The sequence below is a fragment of the Streptococcus sp. A34 genome (genome assembly GCF_043674115.1).
Classification (GTDB): Bacteria; Bacillota; Bacilli; order Lactobacillales; family Streptococcaceae; genus Streptococcus; species Streptococcus suis_V.
In genome coordinates, this window is the sequence record NZ_JBIMJM010000005.1 from 1 (window position 1) to 19,550 (window position 19,550).

The 19,550-nt window shown below is 44.2% G+C and carries 19 protein-coding genes and 1 pseudogene; 16 read left to right on the forward strand and 4 right to left on the reverse strand.

From position 1 onward, the window contains the following. Positions 1-183 precede the first annotated feature (183 nt). The 9 genes from ACHBGV_RS02435 to ACHBGV_RS02475 all read left to right on the forward strand — a co-directional run bounded on the left by ACHBGV_RS02435 (position 184) and on the right by ACHBGV_RS02475 (position 10,378). Complete coding sequence (locus ACHBGV_RS02435) at positions 184-1,581, forward strand: polysaccharide deacetylase family protein (RefSeq protein ID WP_394735578.1); 1,398 nt, start codon at positions 184-186, stop codon at positions 1,579-1,581. Between the two features lie 159 nt (positions 1,582-1,740). Next, a complete protein-coding gene (locus ACHBGV_RS02440; RefSeq protein WP_394735579.1) occupies positions 1,741-3,096 on the forward strand; it encodes a 6-phospho-beta-glucosidase in 1,356 nt (451 codons plus the stop codon). After that, complete coding sequence (locus ACHBGV_RS02445) at positions 3,096-4,496, forward strand: glycoside hydrolase family 1 protein (RefSeq protein WP_394735580.1); 1,401 nt, start codon at positions 3,096-3,098, stop codon at positions 4,494-4,496. The genes ACHBGV_RS02440 and ACHBGV_RS02445 overlap by 1 nt, the downstream gene beginning before the upstream one ends. A 10-nt stretch (positions 4,497-4,506) precedes the next feature. Continuing rightward, positions 4,507-5,598 carry a DUF871 domain-containing protein gene (locus ACHBGV_RS02450; protein ID WP_394735581.1) on the forward strand — a complete coding sequence of 364 codons (1,092 nt, stop codon included), beginning with the start codon at positions 4,507-4,509 and terminating at the stop codon, positions 5,596-5,598. A 125-nt stretch (positions 5,599-5,723) separates the two neighbouring features. Beyond that, positions 5,724-7,718 carry a BglG family transcription antiterminator gene (locus tag ACHBGV_RS02455; protein ID WP_394735582.1) on the forward strand — a complete coding sequence of 665 codons (1,995 nt, stop codon included), beginning with the start codon at positions 5,724-5,726 and terminating at the stop codon, positions 7,716-7,718. 12 nt (positions 7,719-7,730) lie between these two features. Next, positions 7,731-8,042 carry a PTS sugar transporter subunit IIB gene (locus ACHBGV_RS02460; RefSeq protein ID WP_105111254.1) on the forward strand — a complete coding sequence of 104 codons (312 nt, stop codon included), beginning with the start codon at positions 7,731-7,733 and terminating at the stop codon, positions 8,040-8,042. 1 nt (position 8,043) lies between these two features. Beyond that, positions 8,044-8,361, forward strand: coding sequence for a PTS lactose/cellobiose transporter subunit IIA (locus ACHBGV_RS02465; protein WP_105111255.1), 318 nt, complete (start codon positions 8,044-8,046; stop codon positions 8,359-8,361). Between the two features lie 44 nt (positions 8,362-8,405). Further along, positions 8,406-8,843 (forward strand): DUF3284 domain-containing protein, encoded by a 438-nt coding sequence (locus tag ACHBGV_RS02470; RefSeq protein WP_394735583.1) that lies wholly within the window; start codon positions 8,406-8,408, stop codon positions 8,841-8,843. Positions 8,844-9,001: 158 nt separating this feature from the next. Next, positions 9,002-10,378 (forward strand): PTS sugar transporter subunit IIC, encoded by a 1,377-nt coding sequence (locus ACHBGV_RS02475; RefSeq protein WP_394735584.1) that lies wholly within the window; start codon positions 9,002-9,004, stop codon positions 10,376-10,378. A gap of 194 nt (positions 10,379-10,572) precedes the next feature. Here the strand turns inward: ACHBGV_RS02475 and ACHBGV_RS02480 are convergent, their stop codons facing one another. Both ACHBGV_RS02480 and ACHBGV_RS02485 read right to left on the reverse strand, forming a co-directional pair. Continuing rightward, positions 10,573-11,655 carry a DEAD/DEAH box helicase gene (locus tag ACHBGV_RS02480; protein ID WP_394735585.1) on the reverse strand — a complete coding sequence of 361 codons (1,083 nt, stop codon included), beginning with the start codon at positions 11,653-11,655 and terminating at the stop codon, positions 10,573-10,575. After that, on the reverse strand, positions 11,652-12,632 hold the full coding sequence (locus ACHBGV_RS02485) for a Gfo/Idh/MocA family protein (RefSeq protein ID WP_394735586.1): 981 nt from the start codon (positions 12,630-12,632) through the stop codon (positions 11,652-11,654). The genes ACHBGV_RS02480 and ACHBGV_RS02485 overlap by 4 nt, the downstream gene beginning before the upstream one ends. A gap of 82 nt (positions 12,633-12,714) precedes the next feature. Between ACHBGV_RS02485 and udk the strand changes: the two genes are divergently transcribed. From udk to dnaX, 5 genes are all read left to right on the forward strand, one after another. After that, entirely contained in the window at positions 12,715-13,344 is a 630-nt protein-coding gene (udk, locus tag ACHBGV_RS02490) for a uridine kinase (RefSeq protein ID WP_105123473.1), read from the forward strand. A 1-nt stretch (position 13,345) separates the two neighbouring features. Further along, a complete protein-coding gene (locus tag ACHBGV_RS02495; RefSeq protein WP_105111261.1) occupies positions 13,346-13,885 on the forward strand; it encodes a PadR family transcriptional regulator in 540 nt (179 codons plus the stop codon). A gap of 185 nt (positions 13,886-14,070) precedes the next feature. Further along, on the forward strand, positions 14,071-14,340 hold the full coding sequence (locus ACHBGV_RS02500) for a DUF1294 domain-containing protein (protein WP_105123474.1): 270 nt from the start codon (positions 14,071-14,073) through the stop codon (positions 14,338-14,340). 65 nt (positions 14,341-14,405) lie between these two features. Further along, positions 14,406-14,903: a GAF domain-containing protein gene (locus tag ACHBGV_RS02505; RefSeq protein WP_257117475.1), complete on the forward strand. Its 498-nt coding sequence runs from the start codon at positions 14,406-14,408 to the stop codon at positions 14,901-14,903. Continuing rightward, on the forward strand, positions 14,903-16,570 hold the full coding sequence (gene dnaX / locus ACHBGV_RS02510; RefSeq protein WP_172094566.1) for a DNA polymerase III subunit gamma/tau: 1,668 nt from the start codon (positions 14,903-14,905) through the stop codon (positions 16,568-16,570). Before ACHBGV_RS02505 ends, dnaX begins: the two co-directional genes overlap by 1 nt. Before the next feature lie 74 nt (positions 16,571-16,644). Here dnaX and ACHBGV_RS02515 read toward each other — a convergent pair. Next, positions 16,645-16,980: pseudogene (locus ACHBGV_RS02515) on the reverse strand (DUF4300 family protein); the annotation flags it as partial. 359 nt (positions 16,981-17,339) lie between these two features. Here ACHBGV_RS02515 and ACHBGV_RS02520 point away from each other — a divergent pair. After that, on the forward strand, positions 17,340-17,534 hold the full coding sequence (locus tag ACHBGV_RS02520; RefSeq protein ID WP_105123476.1) for a DUF3272 family protein: 195 nt from the start codon (positions 17,340-17,342) through the stop codon (positions 17,532-17,534). On the opposite strand, the gene birA is transcribed toward ACHBGV_RS02520, so the two are convergent. Next, on the reverse strand, positions 17,506-18,450 hold the full coding sequence (birA, locus tag ACHBGV_RS02525; RefSeq protein ID WP_394735587.1) for a bifunctional biotin--[acetyl-CoA-carboxylase] ligase/biotin operon repressor BirA: 945 nt from the start codon (positions 18,448-18,450) through the stop codon (positions 17,506-17,508). The two genes, ACHBGV_RS02520 and birA, sit on opposite strands and share 29 nt — an antisense overlap. A gap of 64 nt (positions 18,451-18,514) precedes the next feature. Between birA and ACHBGV_RS02530 the strand changes: the two genes are divergently transcribed. Further along, positions 18,515-19,549, forward strand: coding sequence for a M42 family metallopeptidase (locus ACHBGV_RS02530; RefSeq protein ID WP_394735588.1), 1,035 nt, complete (start codon positions 18,515-18,517; stop codon positions 19,547-19,549). Position 19,550: the final 1 nt, after the last annotated feature.

Sequence of the window (19,550 nt, forward strand, 5' to 3'; positions counted from 1 at the left end):
TGTTAGTTCCTTTCAGACAAATGTGGTAGTTTATCTGAGCCTAACATAGATGGCTTTTTCTGTCTAGCTTAATTTTACAAATTGGGATTTTATGTAACTGTTTTCAGAAACCGAATATTGATTGAAAAAAAGTCGTTTTTATACTATGATAGTTATATATATCTATGAAAGAGATTTACTTGTATGAGAAAACAAAATGTTGCGCTGTTGGTTGTCAATAGCATTCTTTTTTTAGTGTGCCTTGGCATGTTGGTCTTTGCTTATGGAAAATACCAGGAACAGGCCTTGAGAGATGACGTCAAACAGCTAAAATTAAACTATTCCAAGGAAAGCAATGTCTATCGTCAGGCTGGGAAAATCGGTTCAGAATTTGTTCAAGTTGCCATTCCAGAAGATGAAGCTGGGAATCCGATTTCGGTGATTCAGAAGGAGGTCCTAGCACTGGTGAAAAAGCAATTCGGCCAGGAAGGGCCTCAATCTAGAACGACAGGACTGCATTTTTTCAGTGTGGATAAGGAAAACTCTGAGTACAAAGACATCATAGCTTATCGGATTCGAACAAGGCCTTACAAGGTACGGGGAACCAAGTTGGTTTCTCAGAAAAAACAGGATGTGGAGCAGATTTTACTGACAGCGGAGCAAGAGGTCTTTAGTTTGAAACATTTGGTTGAGGACCAGGGAGTTTTTCGTGCCATTGTCTCATCTCATCTGCAGAGAGAATTGGCTAGTCAAGGCATGGAGCAGGCAGAAATCGACCAGCTTCTCCAGAAATTTGGCCAGGAAGATGTGGAAAATCTATCCTTCAGCTACCGAGAGAGTCAGTTTCTGTTAAACCTGCCAGAAGGCTATCAAGTGGAGACCCTAGCCATTTCCATCTCAGAGCTCTATGATTGCTTGTCTGGCCAGCATTTGACAGTCACAGATCAGGAAAACTACGACAAGTACCAAAAGGAAAAAGAAGAATTGGCCAATCAAAAACGGATTGCTCTGACCTTTGACGACGGTCCCAACCGCCAGACGACACCAAAGATTTTGGATATTTTGAAGAAATACAATGTTAAGGCAACATTCTTTATTTTAGGGAAAAATATTGCTGGTAATGAGGATATTATCCAGCGAATGGTGGCAGAAGGTCATGAAATTGGTAACCATACCTGGAACCATCCGAAGTTAACAGGCATCAGTCCAGAGGCTGTTCAGTCAGAAGTTGGTGACACCCAGGCTGCTCTGGAAAAGATTCTGGGCTACAAGCCCAAGCTCATGCGGCCGCCGTACGGAGCAGTCAATCAAGCGACCATGAATATCATTAATATGCCCATTATCTATTGGTCAGTGGATTCCAATGACTGGTCCAGCCGGAATCCTGCGGTCATTCTGGAAACCATTAAGGCCAATACGATTCCTGGATCTATCATTTTGCTCCACGATATCCATCCTACCAGTGTAGAAAGTGTCGAACCAACGCTCCAGTATTTTGCGAGCCAAGGTTTCAAGTTGGTGACTTCTAGTGAATTACTGGGGCAAGAACTCAATCCTCAATTGATTTATTACAATCAATTTGATGCCGGACCCGGCGCTTAAATAAAATCATATCTAACCTATGTTCACCATGAGCATAGGTTTTTCTTTGCCCAGAACCAAAGGATTTTCCGTAGTGAAAAGGAAAAGTTTGGTCTTGGAAACCGTTTACAAATCCGGTATATTAAGAGTATAATTTTAGTAAGAGTAAAATGGAGGATAATGCCTATGGTCAAACTCGTAACAATAGGTGGTGGCTCAAGCTATACACCGGAACTGGTAGAAGGAATGATTCTAAGACATACCGAGGTACCTATCAAAGAATGGTGGTTTGTAGACATCGAAGATGGCCGAGAAAAATTGGAAATCGTGGTAGAACTTGCCAAGCGCATGGTCAAAAAAGCTGGTCTTGACTGGGAAATTCATGCGACCTTGGATAGGAGAAGCGCTCTAAAAAATGCAGATTTTGTGACCTCTCAATTTCGGGTCGGTCAATTGCAGGCGCGATACTTGGATGAAGCCATTCCTCTCAGTCATGGATTTTTAGGTCAAGAGACTAACGGAGCTGGAGGTATTTTTAAGGCTCTGCGGACCATTCAAGCCTATAAGAGCATCATTGCTGATATGAAAGAGCTCTGTCCAGATGCCTGGCTGATTAACTTTACGAATCCTGCTGGCATGGTGACGGAGGCTATTGTCAATTACCTGGGGTGGGAAAAGGTGATAGGTCTATGCAATATTCCGATTGGGCAAAAGAAAGCTGCCGCAGAGGTGCTTGGTCTTCAGGAATCTGAGGTTATGACCCGCCATATCGGTTTGAATCATTTTCATTTTCATCAGGTTTGGGACCGTTTTGGAAAAAATCGGACCATGGAAGTGATGGAGAAACTCTATGGGAATCAGGTAAGCCGTCCAGCAGATGCGGTGAAAAATATCAGTAATCTGGAATTTTCAATTGACTTACTTCGGACAATTGGCCTGCTGCCGTGTGACTATCACCGCTATTATTTTTTGGAAAAGGAGATGTTGGATGATGCCCTCCAGCAATACCAGACTGGGCGGGTGCGTGCCGCAGTGGTCCAAGAGGTAGAAAAGGAACTGTTCCAGCTCTACGCCGACCCTCATTTACAAGAAAAGCCCAAGCAGTTGGAGAAACGGGGTGGAGCTTATTACAGCGACATTGCCTGCCAGTTGATTGTGGCCATTTACAATGACAGCCACCAGGAGTTAACCGTTTCGACGGTCAATCGGGGTGTGATTCCCTATCTACCAGAAAATTGTGTTGTGGAGGTGACTGCTATTATTACAGCTCATGGGGCTATTCCGCTCGGCTGTCCGCCAAGTCCACCTCTGGTGACTGCTTATTTGAAGCTGATGAAGGAGATGGAATTAGCAACGGTAGAAGCTGCGGTGACAGGTGATTATGACTTGCTCTTGCAAGCCTTCTATCTCAATCCCTTGATTGCCAACGGACCTAAAGCAGAAGAACTATTAAAAGACCTATTGCTTGCACATGCGGATTATTTACCGCAATTTGTATCCAGCATTGAAGCCATCAAAGCAGAAAGGAAAGTATAATGACAGAACAAGGGACATTTTATCAATTTCCAGAAGGATTTCTCTGGGGTTCATCCACCTCTGGTCCACAGAGTGAGGGGATAGAGCCAGGTGACGGAAAGGGCTTGAACAACTGGGATTACTGGTTTGGGATTGAGCCGGAGCGTTTCCATGGGCAGATTGGTCCGGATGTGACCTCCACTTTTTATAAAAACTATCAGACCGATATTGAGCTTTTGAAAGAAACGGGGCATACGATTTTTCGGCCATCTATCCAGTGGTCACGTTTAATCCCGGACGGTGTCGGTCAGGTCAATCCAAGGGCTGTGGAATTTTACCGGGATGTTTTTCAGCAGGTCAATGCCTTGGGTATCAAGTTGCTGGTCAATCTCTATCATTTTGACCTACCTTATGCTTTGCAGGAAAAAGGAGGATGGGAATCCAAGGAAACGGTTTGGGCCTATGAAGCCTACGCTCGGAAATGTTTTGAATTATTTGGGGATTTGGTGGACCACTGGGTGACCTTCAATGAGCCGATTGTGCCGGTAGAGTGTGGCTATCTGGGCTCCTACCATTATCCCTGTAAAGTTGATGCTAAGGCTGCAGTAGCGGTGGCTTACCATACTCAATTAGCCAGCTCCTTGGCAGTCAAGGCCTGTCATGAATTGCATCCAGACCATCAGATTTCTATTGTGCTCAATCTGACTCCTGCCTACCCAAGGAGTGACAGTCCTGAAGACCAGAAAGCTGCCCGCATTGCCGAACTTTTCCAGACCAAGAGTTTTTTGGATCCGTCTGTATTGGGGGCCTACCCAGAAGAATTGGTAGCCATTATCGATGAATACGGGCTCAGACCAGATGTTACAGAAGAGGAACTTGCTATCATCAGGGAAAATACGGTTGATTTCCTTGGAGTCAACTACTATCAGCCTCTCCGAGTACAGGCTCCGAAAGTAATCTTTGAGGAGGGTGACTTGTTGACGACGGAACATTTCTTTACCTCTTATGATATGCCTGGCAAGAAAATCAACCCTCACCGTGGCTGGGAAATCTATGAACGCGGCCTTTATGACATTGCCATGAATTTGAAAAAGGACTATGGCAATATCGTTTGGCTGGTCACGGAAAACGGCATGGGCGTGGAAGGAGAAGAGGCCTTCAAAGAGGATGGCTATATTCAGGATGATTATCGGATTGAATTTATTCAAGACCATTTGATTGAGCTACATCGAGCCATTCAAGAAGGCGCCAATTGTAAGGGTTACATGCTTTGGACCTTTATTGACTGCTGGTCTTGGTTAAATGCTTATAAAAATAGATATGGCTTGGTTGAGCTGGATTTGAGCACTCAAAAGAGAATCATCAAAAAATCAGGTTATTGGTTTAAGGAAGTCAGTCAAGCCAACGGCTTTAGTAGGTAGGAGGGGGAATATGACAAACTTTGGATTTTCAATCTATCCGGAGCGACATGGCTTGGAGAAATGTCAGAGCTACATCGATTTGATGGAACGATATGGTGCAAGGAGGATTTTTATCAGCTTGCTCCAGATTGGGCCAGATAATTCCGAGGTGTTTGACCTGTATCGTTCAGTTATTTCCTATGCCAACCAAAAGGGGATGCTAGTGATTGCAGATATCAGTCCAGGCTTCATTGAATCCTGTGGTTGGAAAGATTCCCTTATTGAAAAAGCGCATGCATTCGGAGTTGCAGGGATTCGCTTGGATGAAGCTCTGCCCTTGGAAGAAATTGTTTCTCTGACACAAAATCCTTATCAGCTGAAAATTGAGTTGAACATGAGTACAGATAAGAGATTATTGACAGATCTCTTGCAAGCAGGAGCTAATAGAGAGAATATAATTGCCTGTCATAATTTTTATCCCCATGAATATACGGCACTTTCGGAAGATTACTTTCTCGAAATGTCAGAGTTTTATAGACAAGAGGGGATTACATCGGCAGCCTTTGTCTCCTCGCAGACTGCAACAGAGGGCCCATGGCCCTTGTCTGAAGGGTTACCAACTCTAGAAGAACACCGTCATCAAGAATTAGCTCGTCAAATTGCGTGGATAAAAGCGACTGGTTTGATTGATTGGATATTGATTTCCAATCAGTTCGTGATAGAAGAAGAATTAGAGTCTATTCAAGAGGTGCTCGATGAAGATGGTCTGACTTTCAGAGTGCAATTGGCAGAACACGTGACCGATATTGAGAGAGAGATTATTGATTTTAGTCACAATTATCGTGGGGATATCTCTGCTTATGTTATTCGTTCAACCATGCCACGAATTGTATATAAAGATAACTCTATTCCTGCTCAGACAGATGGATATCGCAAGGTAGAAGCCGGGACTGTCATCATTGATAATGACCTCTACGGTCGCTACAAAGGAGAACTCCACATTGTCATTAAGGAACTGGAGCTATCCCCTAAGGCAAATATCGTTGGAACCATACATCCTGAGGATTGGCCGTTGGTTTCCTTTTTGAAGCCATGGCAGGCCTTTCGCTTAAAAGTAGTTTAGTCGCAATCTTTCATCAATGCTAAGGAAAAAAGAAGAATAGTCAATTTCTTGTGTGTATGTTATTATAAATCTATAGAGCTACAGGGCTTTTGAATACAGATTGTAAGTTTGGAAAGGAGGACGAGATGCTATCAAAAAAGGAGATTCGATTATTAGAATTTCTAATCGACCATCCAGATGATTACGTTTCTAGTTTGGAAATTGCTCAGCAGCTGCATATTAGCGACCGTACGGCTAGAACCTATCTGAAGCAGTTAACGGCTTCGCTACAAAATAGCGGGAGTCAATTGCTATCAAAGCCTGGTCTCGGTTATCATCTGCAAGTGGATGATTCTCGTGCATTTGAAACCTTTTGGCAATCCTCCCTTTCTTCCAAAAGGCAGCTGACCAATCTTCATTCGGTGGAAGAAGCTGTGGACAGGCAGAGATTTGTGCTCAATAAGCTCTTGTTTGAAGGACAGTCGCCAACATTGGCGGAATTGGAAAGGGACTTATTTATCAGTAAAACAACCCTGCACTCGGTGATTGTTGATATCCGAAACCTATTGTCATCCTACGATATGGAATTAAATATGACAAAAGCAGGTTTAGAAATCACTGGTAAAGAGACGGCGATTCGGCATTTTATCATGGATTATTTTTTCAGCGAACAGCTAGGGAAAACCTTATATGGACTCGTTGAGAATAACCTCCTTCCATCCATCAATTTCACAGAAATTATGAGGATTGTGATTGATGAATGTCGGGATGCAAGTCTTCGTCTATCAGATTTTGTATTGCAAAATTTGGTCCTTCATATCGCCCTGATGTTGCAGCGGATGCGGGCTGGCTCTGCAATTGAACGCTTTCCCATTTCAGAACAAATTAGTCGCTCTAAGGAATATCAGGTTGCCCAAAAAATTCTCAGGAAAATTGAAGGAGCCTTTGACCTATTGATTCCTGAGGAAGAAGCAAATTATATTGCCCTTCATTTGAAGGTTAAGCTGACGGAAAATCTGGCCAAAATAGACCAGGCAGAAGTGGCCTTGAGACAGCAAATTCAAGATAGTTTGCTCCAATTGTCTCGTAAGATCGGTTTAGAACTTTCTGCCGATCAGCAGTTGTTTAAAGGAATTCTAGCCCACATGTTGCCCCTAAAAATCCGACTGGAAAATGGGATTGTCTTGGATAATCCATTGACGGAGGAGATTCGTAGGGATTATGCGGAAGTCTTTGACCTCACAAAGGAGGTCTTTGGACAAATGCCCCTCTTTCAAGGTTATAAAGTTTCAGATGATGAATGGGCTTATCTTTCCCTGCACTTGATGGCGGCAGTTGAACGGTACAATCCACAGCGAAAGACAAAGGTATTGGTCGTTTGCTCAACAGGTGTCGGTAGTGCCTTGATGTTGAAAAATCGGCTGGAGAAAGAATTTTCTTCAAGTATAGAAATTGTAGATGTGGTCAGCTATTACGAGGTGACCGAGGAGCGATTGTCTGATGTTGAGTTGATTATCTCATCTGTCAGTCTATCCAATCTTATCTTTATGACACCGGTTATCACGGTTTCCGTTTTTCTATCCGGAGAGGATGTCGCAAAGATAAAGCAACATTTGCAGCAAGGTTTGACCTTTTCTATGGGTGAGGAACATGGGGAAAACATGGACCATGCTCAAGCGCGTCAGATTGCTGAGGCGGTCTTTGGGCCGAGTCGGATTGTGGTAGTCGATGAAAATAGGGAACGAATGTCCCTGTTGGAAGAGTTGACAATGAAGCTGAATGAATCTAGTCAGCCAGGTTTTGTAGAAACATTTTTAGACCAGGTTCATCTGCGGGAGACCTATAGCTCTGTAGTATTTGAAGAAACGTTGGCCTTCCCTCATCCTGCGGTAGCAATGAGCTATTCAGAACAGATTGTAGTAGGTATTTCTAAAGAAGGTATCCGTTGGGGTGAGGAGGGAATCGTTCATTTTGTATTCTTACTATCCCCTTCAAAGGGGCGAAATTCTCACATAAAATATATATCCCCCTGTCTGGTCGAGTTTGTCAAAGACAAAGACCTACAAAAACGGTTGTTGAACAATCCAACCTATGATGAATTAGTAACTATTTTTATTCCCTTAATACAAAAACAGAAATAGGAGGAAAAGATAATGAAAAACATTATGTTAGTATGTAATGCAGGTATGTCAACAAGTATGTTGGTAACTAAGATGCAAAAAGCAGCAGAGGAAAAAGGTCTTGAAGCTACTATTTGGGCGGTTCCTGTTTCTGAAGCTGACTCCGAAGTGGCTCAAAAGGAAATTGATGTTCTCTTATTAGGACCACAGGTCAAATTCCTCTTGAATGAATATAAAGGAAAATTTGAGCCAGGTATCAAGGTGGATTCCATCAATATGATGGACTATGGTGTTATGAATGGTGCTAATGTTTTAGATGCCGCGCTAAAGTTAATGGGAGAATAATATGAATTCTTCAGGCAATTTAGAATCCATAATGGGTTTAATCATGTATGGTGGTGATGCCAAAGGCTTGGCTGTCCAAGCCATTCAGGCTGCTAAAAAAGGCGAATTTGCCGATGCGCATGCAAAGCTTGAACAGGCCAATGATTCCTTGAATATTGCCCACAAGTCACAAACAAGCCTGTTGGCTCAAGAAGCAGGTGGACAATCTGTTGAGGTATCCTTGCTCATGGTGCATGGTCAGGACCATCTGATGAATGCCATTACCTTCATTGATATGGCCAAAGAGATTGTTAGTTTGTACGAACGATTGGACAGCTAAACAATGCTATAGAGCCATCTGCGGGTATATAGAAAGGAGGAGGAATGGAAATCACAAAAACTTATCCGGTTTCTATTGATCGACTTTTCGAGGCGATAGTGACGTCCTTAAAAGAAGATTATCGACAAAATACTGGTGAGGAGCCGGCGGAAGTTGACTTGGTAGCTGGCTTAACCTACCAAAAACGATTTGGCGAGAAACATCAGCATAGTGTCCAAGTCACCCTGCTGGAGTTGGCCAGTCCATCCCTCTATTCTGTTCGATTCTCATCTAATCGAGGCAAGGAAACGATGACCTATCAATTGACTCCTGTAGATAAGGGATATACCAGTATTCAGTATTCTTATGGAGTGGAAGCTGCGGATTTTTTTACCAAGGCTAATTATTTCCTGATGGAAAAATTGATGGCAAAAAGTCTAGAACGGCAGACAGAGGCACAATTAGATGCCTTGGTTCGTTATGCCACACAAGAAGCCGGATAATATTTTTCAGAAATCAAATCATTTGCCCACTAGTTTCATAGAGGTAGGTTTTCTGCAAAAGACTATTTTTAGGAATGAATCATGATTTGATTTTCTTTGTCTACAAATTGTCACAAAACCGTTTAAAGCGGAAGAAAAAAATAAAAAGGAGACAGATTATGTCAAATATTTCTGATAAGTTTATGGAAATATCTGGGAAAATCGGCTCGCAAAGGCATTTAGTTGCGATTCGAGATTCCTTTATTTCTATGATGCCAGTCACCATGGCCGGTTCAGTAGCAGTCTTGCTCAATGTTTTTCTGAGGGACATCCCAAATAATATGGGGTGGACTGGCTTTGCAGAGGCTATGCAACCCCTGATAAATGTTAATGGTTATGTCTATTTTGGTACCATTGGTATAATGGCCCTCGTTTTCTCATTTGCCCTGGGCTACAATTTGTCTAATATGCACAAGGTCAACCCTTTGGCAGGTGGTTTGATTTCCTTTGCTTCCTTTATTTCTACTATGCCACAGAGCTTGACAATCTCCACAGCTCTCGATGGACTAGATAATTCAGTTATAACAGCTTTGAAAGACTTGGGGCTGACAATAGCAACAAATGATGGTGCATCTGTACTTGAAACAAGTGAATGGGGAGCCATTGCTTTGAAATATGCGGGAGCTACCGGTCTTTTCACCGCCCTCTTCATTGGCTTCCTATCAACATTTGTCTATGCCAGTCTGGTAAAACGGAATATTACTATCAAGTTACCAGATACAGTACCGCCTGCGGTAAACAAAGCCTTTGTAGCCATCATCCCTGGTACAGCAGCTATTTACGCATCTTCAATCTTGGCTTATGCAGTCTACGCTGCGACTGGTCAAGCCTTGAGTGATGTGATTTCAACCTATATCCAGATGCCATTGATGGGTCTATCTCAAGGTATTGGCTCAGTTATTTTGCTCACCTTCTTGGTTCAGCTTTTCTGGTTCTTTGGCTTACATGGTCACAACGTTTTGGCACCAGTTATGGATGGTATCTACGGGGTTGCCCTCAATGAGAATACTGCCGTTTATGAAGCGACAAGAAGCGCGGCAGAATTACCATGGTTATGGACTCGTGGTTCCTTTGATGCCTACGCTCAAATGGGTGGTTCAGGGGTTACATTGGCGCTCATCCTTGCCATCTTCATTTTCTCTAAACGAGAAGAATATAAAACAGTAGCTCGTCTTTCAACACCAATGGGAATCTTTAATATCAACGAACCAATCACATTTGGTATTCCAATGGTACTGAACCCACTCTTTGTTATTCCATGGTTGATTGTACCGCCTGTTTGTGCAACAATTGCCTATCTAGCGACCTCTATGGGCTTGATTCCGCCTGTCTTCTTAGCGGTTCCATGGATTACACCTCCAGGCTTGTATGCTTACTTGGCAACTGGTGGTAATGTGATGGCAGCCCTTGTATCACTCTTCAACCTCTTCATTGCCTTCCTGATCTGGACACCGTTTGTTATTTCAGCAAACAAGGTGAAGGCTGGAACAGAATAATGTTTAAGAAAAATAAACATCCATTTTTGCTCTCGGTTGGTTTCTTTCTCATTGCAGTGAGTCCACTGTATGGCAATCCCTATCTGAACATCGTTGCAGGATTAAGCCTGATTTTAATCAGCATTCTGTGGAAATAACCAAAACTCCCTAGCTTCAATCTGGCTAGGGAGTATCTGTTTATTATAGCTTAGTTCTTAGACCTTATACAATTCCTGTTGTTTTAGGATGACTTCTTGCACTTGGGCGTATTTTTTCAACTGTTTGAGCTCGCTTGGGCTGGATACCAGGGTGATAACCAAGCCCTCCTTGCCCATACGACCGGTACGACCTGCTCGGTGGGTATAGGCCTCCTGGTCAAAGGGAACCTCGAAGTTGAGGACGCATTCCAGATTATCGATGTCAATCCCACGCGCTACCATATCTGTAGCCAGCAAGAGGTTGATTTCATGGTTTTTGAACCGCTTGATGATAACCTTGCGGAACTTGACGTTGACATCAGATGCCAGCGAAACAGCATTGGCACCGTTGTAGAGCAACTTATCCTCGCTAGCACCCAGGTCCGATAGGCTGTTGAAGAAGGCAAGGGCTCGGAAATCAGGGATATTGGCAAACTTGCGAAGGACTTCCAGACGATTTCGCTTGTCCACCATCATGTAGCAATGCTGGATATTGTCCAATTTCTTCTCGGAAAGGTCCAAGGTCAGCACATCAGGACCAATCTTTTCCCGGTTAAACTTGGCTGTCGCACTCATATAGACCAACTGGTGGTCCCGAGGGACGTAGTTGATAATTTTTTCCACGAAATGGTACTGGGAATCGCTAAAAAGCTGGTCAAATTCATCCAGGATAATGGTGTTAACATTCATTATCTTGATTTTTTTCAGCTTGATGAGCTCAAAAATCCGACCGGGCGTTCCGATAAGGATTTCAGGTCCTTTTTTCAGTCGCTCAATCTGGCGCTTTTGACTGGAGCCAGACAAAAAGAGCTGGGCAGTGAGGCCGATCGTCTCCGACCAGGTCTTGCAGACATCAAAAATTTGTCCAGCTAGTTCTGTATTTGGTGCTAAAATCAGCAATTGTTGGGCTTTTTTTGGCGTCAAGGCCAGCAAACTAGGCCAGAGATAGGCCAGGGTCTTGCCGGTGCCTGTTGGGCTGATAGCCAGCAGGGACTGTCCATTTTTGATAGGCTCGAAAGCCTGGGTTTGAACCGGAGTGAAGTCTTCAAATCCGGCCTGTGTCAGCTGGTCCAGCCAGCTAGTTGGGAAGTTGGTTTTCATATCGTATCCGCCTTAAAGGTGATTTCTGCGTCCTTGCGCATGGTGTAAAGAGTTTGGTGGACGGCCTGGGCCACATCCAGCCACTGGTCCGCCAGTTCATGGTTTTGCTCCCTGATGACCCGAGCAAAGTTGACCGCCTCCTCCAGCATGGGGTGCGGAGCTACTTGGACAGGCAGGGCAATTTGGCTACCGTCGTGTTTTTTGAAAATAGCAGAGCTGATCCGTTGGCAACCATCCAGGACCAAGGTACCATCCGCTGTATAGATTTCGCTTGGCAGGTCACTGGTCACATTTTTTCCAGCCTGAATGGTCACGAAGAAGTCATCATAAATGAGTTGTCCACTACCGTTCAAATCCAAGCTGGACGGCAATTGCTGGGCTGTGTAGCGAGCTGACTTGGGAGTGCCAATCAAGCCGATAGCCGCATAGATAGTATAGACACCCAAATCCATGAGGGCCCCACCTGAAAAATCTGTCGAGAAGATATTGGGTGTCTGGTCAGCCAGCAACTCAGGCATTTTTGATGAATACTTGGCATAGCCAAAGTAGCCACCCAAAATAGTCTGATCAGCCAGGAAGTCACGAATAATGGCAAATGCCTCTTCCTGGTAATTACGGGCCGCTTCAAAGAGAAAGATACCTTTTTCCTTGGCTATTTGTCTCAGCCTAGCCAATTCATCAGGCCGTGATACCATGGTTTTTTCGACAATGGCATGTTTACCAGCCTCCAGCACGGCCTTGGCCTGCTCAAAATGAAGGGAATTGGGACTAGCGATATAAACCAGGTCCAAGTCCGATGCCAGAAACTCTTGCATACCTGTGTATAAAATTACATTTTCATAAGGAGCAGAAAAATTTCTGGCGGTCTCGATATTTCTAGACAGGACGGCGCTTAGTTGATAGGCTTGACTTTTTTGAGCCGCTTTAATAAATTCATGAGAAATGGATGAAGTTCCAATAATTCCAAATTTAAGCATAAAATCTCATTTCTTTATGTGTTATTCTTTTCATTATAGCACGTTTCGTGTTAAAATAGTATTGATAAGAGAAGGAGTTGATATGACACAGAAACCGATTATTATTGGCGTAACAGGTGGATCGGGCGGCGGCAAGACCAGTGTGTCTCGCGCGATCTTGGATAATTTTCCTGATGCACGAATTTCAATGATTGAACATGATTCTTACTATAAGAATCAATCTCACCTGACATTTGAAGAACGTATCTTAACCAATTACGACCATCCACTGGCTTTTGACACAGATCTCATGATTTATCATATAGGAGAACTGTTAGCAGGTCGAGCAGTGGACATTCCGATTTATGACTATACCCAACACACTCGTTCTGACAAAACCTATCGTCAAGACCCTCAAGATGTCTTTATTGTAGAAGGAATCTTGGTGCTAGAGGATCAGCGTCTTCGCGATTTGATGGATATTAAAATTTTTGTGGATACAGACGATGACATTCGCATTATTCGTCGGATCAAGAGAGACATGTTAGAACGCGGGCGGAGTTTGGATAGTATTATTGATCAATACACCTCGGTAGTGAAACCTATGTATCACCAATTTATCGAGCCAACCAAACGTTATGCCGACATTGTCATCCCTGAGGGGGTTTCCAATGTCGTGGCTATTGACTTGATAAATACCAAGGTGGAGAGTATTTTGAGAGAGCGTGGTTAAGATGCCGAAGCAGAGAGTGTTGCCCAATATCATTTTAGGGATTATGGCTTCCAGTGATAGTATGGTAACAGGAAAACAAATAACAGAGTTCGTCCAGCGTGATTTGGGAGAATTTTGGCAAGTAGCCCATAGTCAAGTCTATCCAGAGTTGAAGCGGATGACCAGCGACCAATGGATTACCTGTCATCCAGTACCTGGTAACGATAAGGAAAAGCAGTATGCGATGACCGAAGAGGGAATGAAAATCTTAGATGAGTGGTTGTCTGTCCCAAATGAAGACACACCACAGCAGAAAGATATTTTCTCCTTGAAATTGTTCTTCATTCGCAACCGCAATGATAAACGGATTCCAGTTTTATTGGAAGGCCAGATTGAGCTGGTTGACAAGCATTTGCGCCATCTAGAAGATCGGAAAAATCACCTGTTTTCTGATAAGGAAGCGATTCGCGAGAATTTCGGAAGATACTTGATTCTAAATCGAGCAATTGCTCGAAATCGTGCCCAACTGAATTGGTTGCAGGATACTTTAGACGATATCTAAAAGACGGTTCAGATTTTCTGAATCGTTTTTTTCTTGTCTCTATCAGGATAGTATGGTAAAGTTGAAGTAGTAATGCTCTGTGAAAATCATCTTCGATGTCAATCCAACTCGATGAATAAGAGCTTGGGCAGGATTGACCGTCGGCCAGATTGAATTTTATTGAGCGAAAGTAGAAAGAGAAAAAAATGGACAGTAAACAAGTTGTGGCCATGCTGTTGTTAGTGTGGAACCTGGTGGTCTTTCTGACTTACGGTATGGACAAGGGCAAGGCCAGAAAGGGTGCCTATCGGATTTCTGAAAAGACTCTGCTCTGGATGTCTTACCTGGGCGGTGGTCTAGGTGCCTGGGCAGGTGGCAATCGTTTCCGTCACAAGACCCAAAAATGGTATTTTAAATTGGCTTGGACAGTTGGGGTCCTGATTGACCTGGCTATCCTCTTGTGGGTGATGAAGTAGGCGCAAGCCTTTTTCTTTTTTACTTGGAACTATAAATGTTCCTCATTCTGTGCTATAATAATTCTATGAAAAATCAAGAAAAAATCGCACAGTATCAACTCTTGCTGGCTCAATTGGAAGCTCTCCTCGACGGAGAAACCAATGCGCTAGCTAATTTGTCCAATGCCTCGGCTCTGCTCAATCAAGCTTTGCCTCAATCTGTCTTTACAGGTTTTTACTTGTATGATGGGCAGGAATTGATTTTGGGGCCATTTCAGGGTGGCGTATCCTGCGTTCACATTGCCCTTGGAAAGGGTGTCTGTGGGGAATCGGCAGAGAAACGTCAGACCATTATCGTAGACGATGTCCGGACCCACACTAACTACATCTCCTGCGATGCGGCAGCCATGTCCGAAATCGTGGTGCCTATGGTGAAAAACAGTCAGCTCTTGGGCGTTTTGGACTTGGATTCCAGACTTGTTGCGGATTATGATGCCATTGACCAAGAATACCTTGAGAAATTTGTCGCCCTCCTATTGGACAAGACAAATTGGAATTTTGCTATGTTTGGAGAAAAGCGCTAATGTATCAAGCCTTATATCGGAAATACCGGAGCCAGACCTTTGAGGAAATGGTTGGGCAGGAAGTTGTGGCGACCACGCTTAAGCAGGCCATCGAACAGGAAAAAATCAGCCATGCCTACCTTTTCTCAGGCCCTCGGGGAACAGGAAAAACCTCTGCTGCTAAAATTTTTGCCAAGGCCATGAACTGTCCCAACCAAGTCAATGGCGAGCCTTGCAATGACTGCTATATCTGTCGGGCTATTACCGAAGGAAGTCTGGAGGATGTGATTGAGATTGACGCGGCATCCAATAATGGTGTCGATGAAATTCGTGATATTCGGGACAAATCGACCTACGCACCTAGCCTTGCGACCTATAAGGTCTATATTATCGACGAGGTGCACATGCTGTCGACAGGGGCCTTTAATGCCCTCTTGAAAACCTTGGAAGAACCGACTGAAAATGTGGTCTTTATCCTTGCAACGACGGAGTTGCACAAAATTCCAGCGACCATTTTGTCTCGGGTTCAACGGTTTGAATTTAAGTCTATCAAGGTGACCGACATTCAGCGGCATCTGGCGGCAATTTTGACCAAGGAAGGTCTTGCCTTTGACAGCCAAGCTCTGACTGTCATTGCCCGTCGGGCAGAAGGTGGGATGCGGGATGCCCTGTCAATCCTCGATCAGGCTCTCAGTCTCAGTCCCAATCAAGAAATCACCCTGGCTATCGCTGAGGAAATCACAGGCTCTATCAGTTTGAAGGCGCTAGATGATTATGTGACCAGCCTTCGTCAAGCAAATAGCCTAGAGGCCCTCAGTCACTTACAGACCTTGTTCGACCAAGGCAAGAGCATGAGCCGGTTTGCGACGGACTTGCTCCATTATCTGCGGGACATGCTCGTGGTTCAGACCGGTGGCGAGGATACGCACTTAACCGTAGGTTTTACGGAAAATTTGGCCCTGCCTCAAGCGCGGATTTTTGCCATGATTGAGCAGGTGACTAAGGGCTTGAGCGACATTAAGACCAGTCCCCAGCCCAAGATTTACGCCGAGATGATGACCATTCGCTTGGCTGAGGATGGTTCATCTTTTTGGAAAATGGCAGAGCTACCAGACGATTTGGCCCAGCAATTGACCAAGCTCCAGCAGCAGGTGGCAGATTTGCAGCAACAATTGGCTAATTTATCTAGTCAACCTGTCCAAGTCAAGCCGGTTTCCCGCAAACCACAGGCACCTAAGAAATACAAATTAGACACCAGTAAGGTTCATGCTATTTTGCAAGAGGCCATGGAAAATCCAGCTCAGGCGCGTGAAAATTTGACCCGCCTACAAAATGCTTGGGGCGAGATTATCGAGAGCTTGTCCGGTGCAGACCGTGCCTTGCTAGTCGGTTCACAGCCGGTTGCGGCCAATGAAAATCACGCAATTTTAGCCTTTGAGTCCCCGCTTAATGCTGAACAAACCATGAAACGGGACAATCTCAATACCATGTTTGGCAATATTCTCAGCAAGGCTGCCGGATTTTCACCGCAAATCTTGGCCATCGCCCACGAAGATTGGTTGTCCATTCGGGCGGAATTTTCAGCCAAGGCCAAAGGAGCCAAGGTGCAAACTGTTGAGAAAGAAGAAAGCCCAGTGCCAGAGGAATTTGGATTCTTGGCAGACACAGTGGAAATTGTGGAGGATTAGAACTCCTCTGCTATATAAAAAAATCAATCAAGGCAGTCTTTCATTTTGTTGCCGTGATTGATTTTTGTTTCTTCTTACGATTTGGTTTTTATAAGTTTATCGTTTTCCATGATAAAGGGCTGAGCAGTTTCTTGGCTGTAGTCCACGGCATACTTGTCTAGCAAGTAAGAGTAGACAGCCTCCTTGTTCTTGAATTTCCAGGCTTGGTAGGGTTCTTGGAAGGAAAGTATTTCGACGAAAAGGGCGCCTTCTTCATCTTCAACCATGACACCCACGTGACCGATGAAGAGGTTATTGCCGTCCAAATCATCGTGCATAACGACGGATACCATTTTGGCCTTATCTGAAAATGAAATGGTGGATAGATGTTCTTACATTTTTTGGGCATGAACCGTGACATCTTTTGTTGCCTAGGTTGGAATAGCGCTATAAAAATTGGTTGACATCCTCTTCTGGAAGGTTGCTTCAAGCCGTTTTTTTGACCTCGGTTAGACTGGACTTATCCACCAGATTGGCTACTTGTGGCTCAGACGATAGAATGGTTTGGCATCCAGCCAAGATTAGAAAACTTGTAAGCATAAGTGCAAGAATTTTTTTACATTACTTTCCTCCCTGAAAACTTCTTCTAGCATAGTTCATTTGGCTATTTTTAGCAAGACAGATATTAAAAATTCAATGTCTGGCTGTGCAAATTGGAGATTTTTGACATGAAAGATGTTTGTGACACAAAAATCAGCCATTGGCTGAATTTTTTGCTATAATCTATTGTATGAAACTATCACATTTTCTATTTTTAGCATTGACTACGATTTTAGCGACTTATTTTATGAATGCCTCGATTTTGGCTGGGGATTTTTTGATTGCGGGCATCTATGCCTTTATCGTCATCCGCAACCTTCATTTTGCCTATAAGGTTACGCAATTCATACGCCTCTTTAATGGTCCGTCCAAGAAGAAAGGCTGATTTCTCCGCTAGAAATCATTTTGGCCTTGCCATTGTCCAGTTGAATGACCAGGTTTCCAGTATCGGTAACGGCGATGGCTGTGCCCTTGAAAGTCACATTATTTTCGACAAAGCTCACTTGTTGGCCAACGACAAGTGATTTTTCTTTATAGAGGGCAATCAATTCCCGCTCATCTGTGTGGAAGAAGGCCTGCCAGATGGCTGTGATGAGTTGATTGCGGGTAAAGGGTGGTTGGTCCTCAAAGAGATTTCCTGCTGTTTCTTTCAACTCTTTTGGAAAATCATCAATATGCACGTTGATGCCAACGCCGATGATGACGTCTGTAATGGTCTGACTTTCCATGGAAGAAATGGCTTCGGTCAGGATGCCAGCGACTTTTTTCTTGCCCAGATAAATATCATTAACCCACTTGATTTGCACGTCCAAGTTGCTCAATTCTTGGATAGCTTTCACAACCGCGGCTGCCACTAAGATGGTGTAGGGCTTGAATTCCAAGAAGGGAACATTGGGCGATAGTCTGAGAGACATATAGATGCCACCGGATTTTGAGGTGTAAAATGGGCGCCCGAACCGCCCCTTGGCCTTGTTTTGATGGGGAGCCAGATAGAGGGCAGGGCTGGGGTGACCGTTTTCGATACCTTGTTTGGCGTCCAATTGGGTAGAGTCGCTATCGGCCTTGATGTAGACAGGAATCTGCAAGGTCTTAGCAATCACATCCGGCAAGAGCAAATCGCCTTCCACCAGCTTGTAACCTCGATTGCGGGCAGCCTCGATGGTCAATCCATGCATTTCCAGCTGGCGAATAGCTTTCCAAACCGAAGTCCGAGAGACCCCCAATTCTTGAGCAATTTCTTCACCGCTGATATAATCCTGTCGCTCGATCAAAAGAAGATAAATTTTTTGATAGGTTTTCATGATTTCATTATAGCAAAATAAATGGCTAAAAGTGGTATAATAGTCTTACAAACAGGAGGTTTCCATGCAAACAGTAGATTATATTGTAAAATTAACCAATACACCTTCGCCAACGGGCTTTACGACGGACATTATGAACTATATCAAGAGCGAGGTCGAGTCCTTCGGCTATCAGGCGACCAAGACTGCTAAAGGCGGCATTCTGGTTTCGGTGCTGGGGGAAAGTGACCAACAACACCGCATTGTCACTGCTCATCTGGACACACTCGGAGCAATGGTTCGGGCCATTAAACCAGACGGTCGGATTAAAATGGATTTGGTGGGAGGATTTGGCTACCCTTCTATTGAAGGTGAAAACTGCATGATTCACTGTGCGAAAAACGGCAAGATCTTTACGGGGACCATTCTCATGCACCAGACTTCTGTCCATGTCTACCGCGATGCCAATACCGCTGAGCGCAATCAGACCAATATGGAAATCCGACTGGACGAAAAAGTAAGCTCTGCGGATGAGACGCGCGCTTTGGGTATTGAAGTCGGAGATTTCATTTCCTTCGATCCGCGTACGGTAGTTACAGAGACTGGCTTTATCAAGAGCCGCCATTTGGATGACAAGGTTTCGGCAGCCATTCTCATCAACCTGCTCAAGACCTACAAGGAAGAGGGTATCACCCTGCCTTATACCACCCATTTTTATTTTTCAAATAATGAAGAAATTGGCTACGGTGCCAATTCTAGCCTGCCAGATAAGGTTGTAGAATACCTAGCGGTTGATATGGGGGCGATGGGAGACGACCAGCAGACGGATGAATACACGGTTTCTATCTGTGTCAAAGATGGCTCCGGTCCTTATCATTATGAACTGCGTCAGCACCTCGTTTCCTTGGCTGAGAAGAAAAACATTCCTTACAAATTAGACATTTATCCTTACTATGGTTCAGATGCTTCTGCGGCTATGCGAGCAGGTGCAGATGTCAAACACGCCCTGCTGGGTGCAGGAATTGAGTCTAGCCATTCCTACGAGCGTACCCATTTGGACTCTGTGCAGGCGACTGAGCGTATGGTCGATGCCTATCTCAAATCGCACATGGTAGATTAAC

Bases quoted from the DNA above. Each gene is read 5' to 3' on its own strand.
- ACHBGV_RS02435 (WP_394735578.1), top strand. From the start codon at position 184: ATGAGAAAACAAAATGTTGCGCTGTTGGTTGTCAATAGCATTCTTTTT.
- ACHBGV_RS02440 (WP_394735579.1), top strand. From the start codon at position 1,741: ATGCCTATGGTCAAACTCGTAACAATAGGTGGTGGCTCAAGCTATACA.
- ACHBGV_RS02445 (WP_394735580.1), top strand. From the start codon at position 3,096: ATGACAGAACAAGGGACATTTTATCAATTTCCAGAAGGATTTCTCTGG.
- ACHBGV_RS02450 (WP_394735581.1), top strand. From the start codon at position 4,507: ATGACAAACTTTGGATTTTCAATCTATCCGGAGCGACATGGCTTGGAG.
- ACHBGV_RS02455 (WP_394735582.1), top strand. From the start codon at position 5,724: ATGCTATCAAAAAAGGAGATTCGATTATTAGAATTTCTAATCGACCAT.
- ACHBGV_RS02460 (WP_105111254.1), top strand. From the start codon at position 7,731: ATGAAAAACATTATGTTAGTATGTAATGCAGGTATGTCAACAAGTATG.
- ACHBGV_RS02465 (WP_105111255.1), top strand. From the start codon at position 8,044: ATGAATTCTTCAGGCAATTTAGAATCCATAATGGGTTTAATCATGTAT.
- ACHBGV_RS02470 (WP_394735583.1), top strand. From the start codon at position 8,406: ATGGAAATCACAAAAACTTATCCGGTTTCTATTGATCGACTTTTCGAG.
- ACHBGV_RS02475 (WP_394735584.1), top strand. From the start codon at position 9,002: ATGTCAAATATTTCTGATAAGTTTATGGAAATATCTGGGAAAATCGGC.
- ACHBGV_RS02480 (WP_394735585.1), bottom strand. From the start codon at position 11,655: ATGAAAACCAACTTCCCAACTAGCTGGCTGGACCAGCTGACACAGGCC.
- ACHBGV_RS02485 (WP_394735586.1), bottom strand. From the start codon at position 12,632: ATGCTTAAATTTGGAATTATTGGAACTTCATCCATTTCTCATGAATTT.
- udk (WP_105123473.1), top strand. From the start codon at position 12,715: ATGACACAGAAACCGATTATTATTGGCGTAACAGGTGGATCGGGCGGC.
- ACHBGV_RS02495 (WP_105111261.1), top strand. From the start codon at position 13,346: ATGCCGAAGCAGAGAGTGTTGCCCAATATCATTTTAGGGATTATGGCT.
- ACHBGV_RS02500 (WP_105123474.1), top strand. From the start codon at position 14,071: ATGGACAGTAAACAAGTTGTGGCCATGCTGTTGTTAGTGTGGAACCTG.
- ACHBGV_RS02505 (WP_257117475.1), top strand. From the start codon at position 14,406: ATGAAAAATCAAGAAAAAATCGCACAGTATCAACTCTTGCTGGCTCAA.
- dnaX (WP_172094566.1), top strand. From the start codon at position 14,903: ATGTATCAAGCCTTATATCGGAAATACCGGAGCCAGACCTTTGAGGAA.
- ACHBGV_RS02520 (WP_105123476.1), top strand. From the start codon at position 17,340: ATGAAACTATCACATTTTCTATTTTTAGCATTGACTACGATTTTAGCG.
- birA (WP_394735587.1), bottom strand. From the start codon at position 18,450: ATGAAAACCTATCAAAAAATTTATCTTCTTTTGATCGAGCGACAGGAT.
- ACHBGV_RS02530 (WP_394735588.1), top strand. From the start codon at position 18,515: ATGCAAACAGTAGATTATATTGTAAAATTAACCAATACACCTTCGCCA.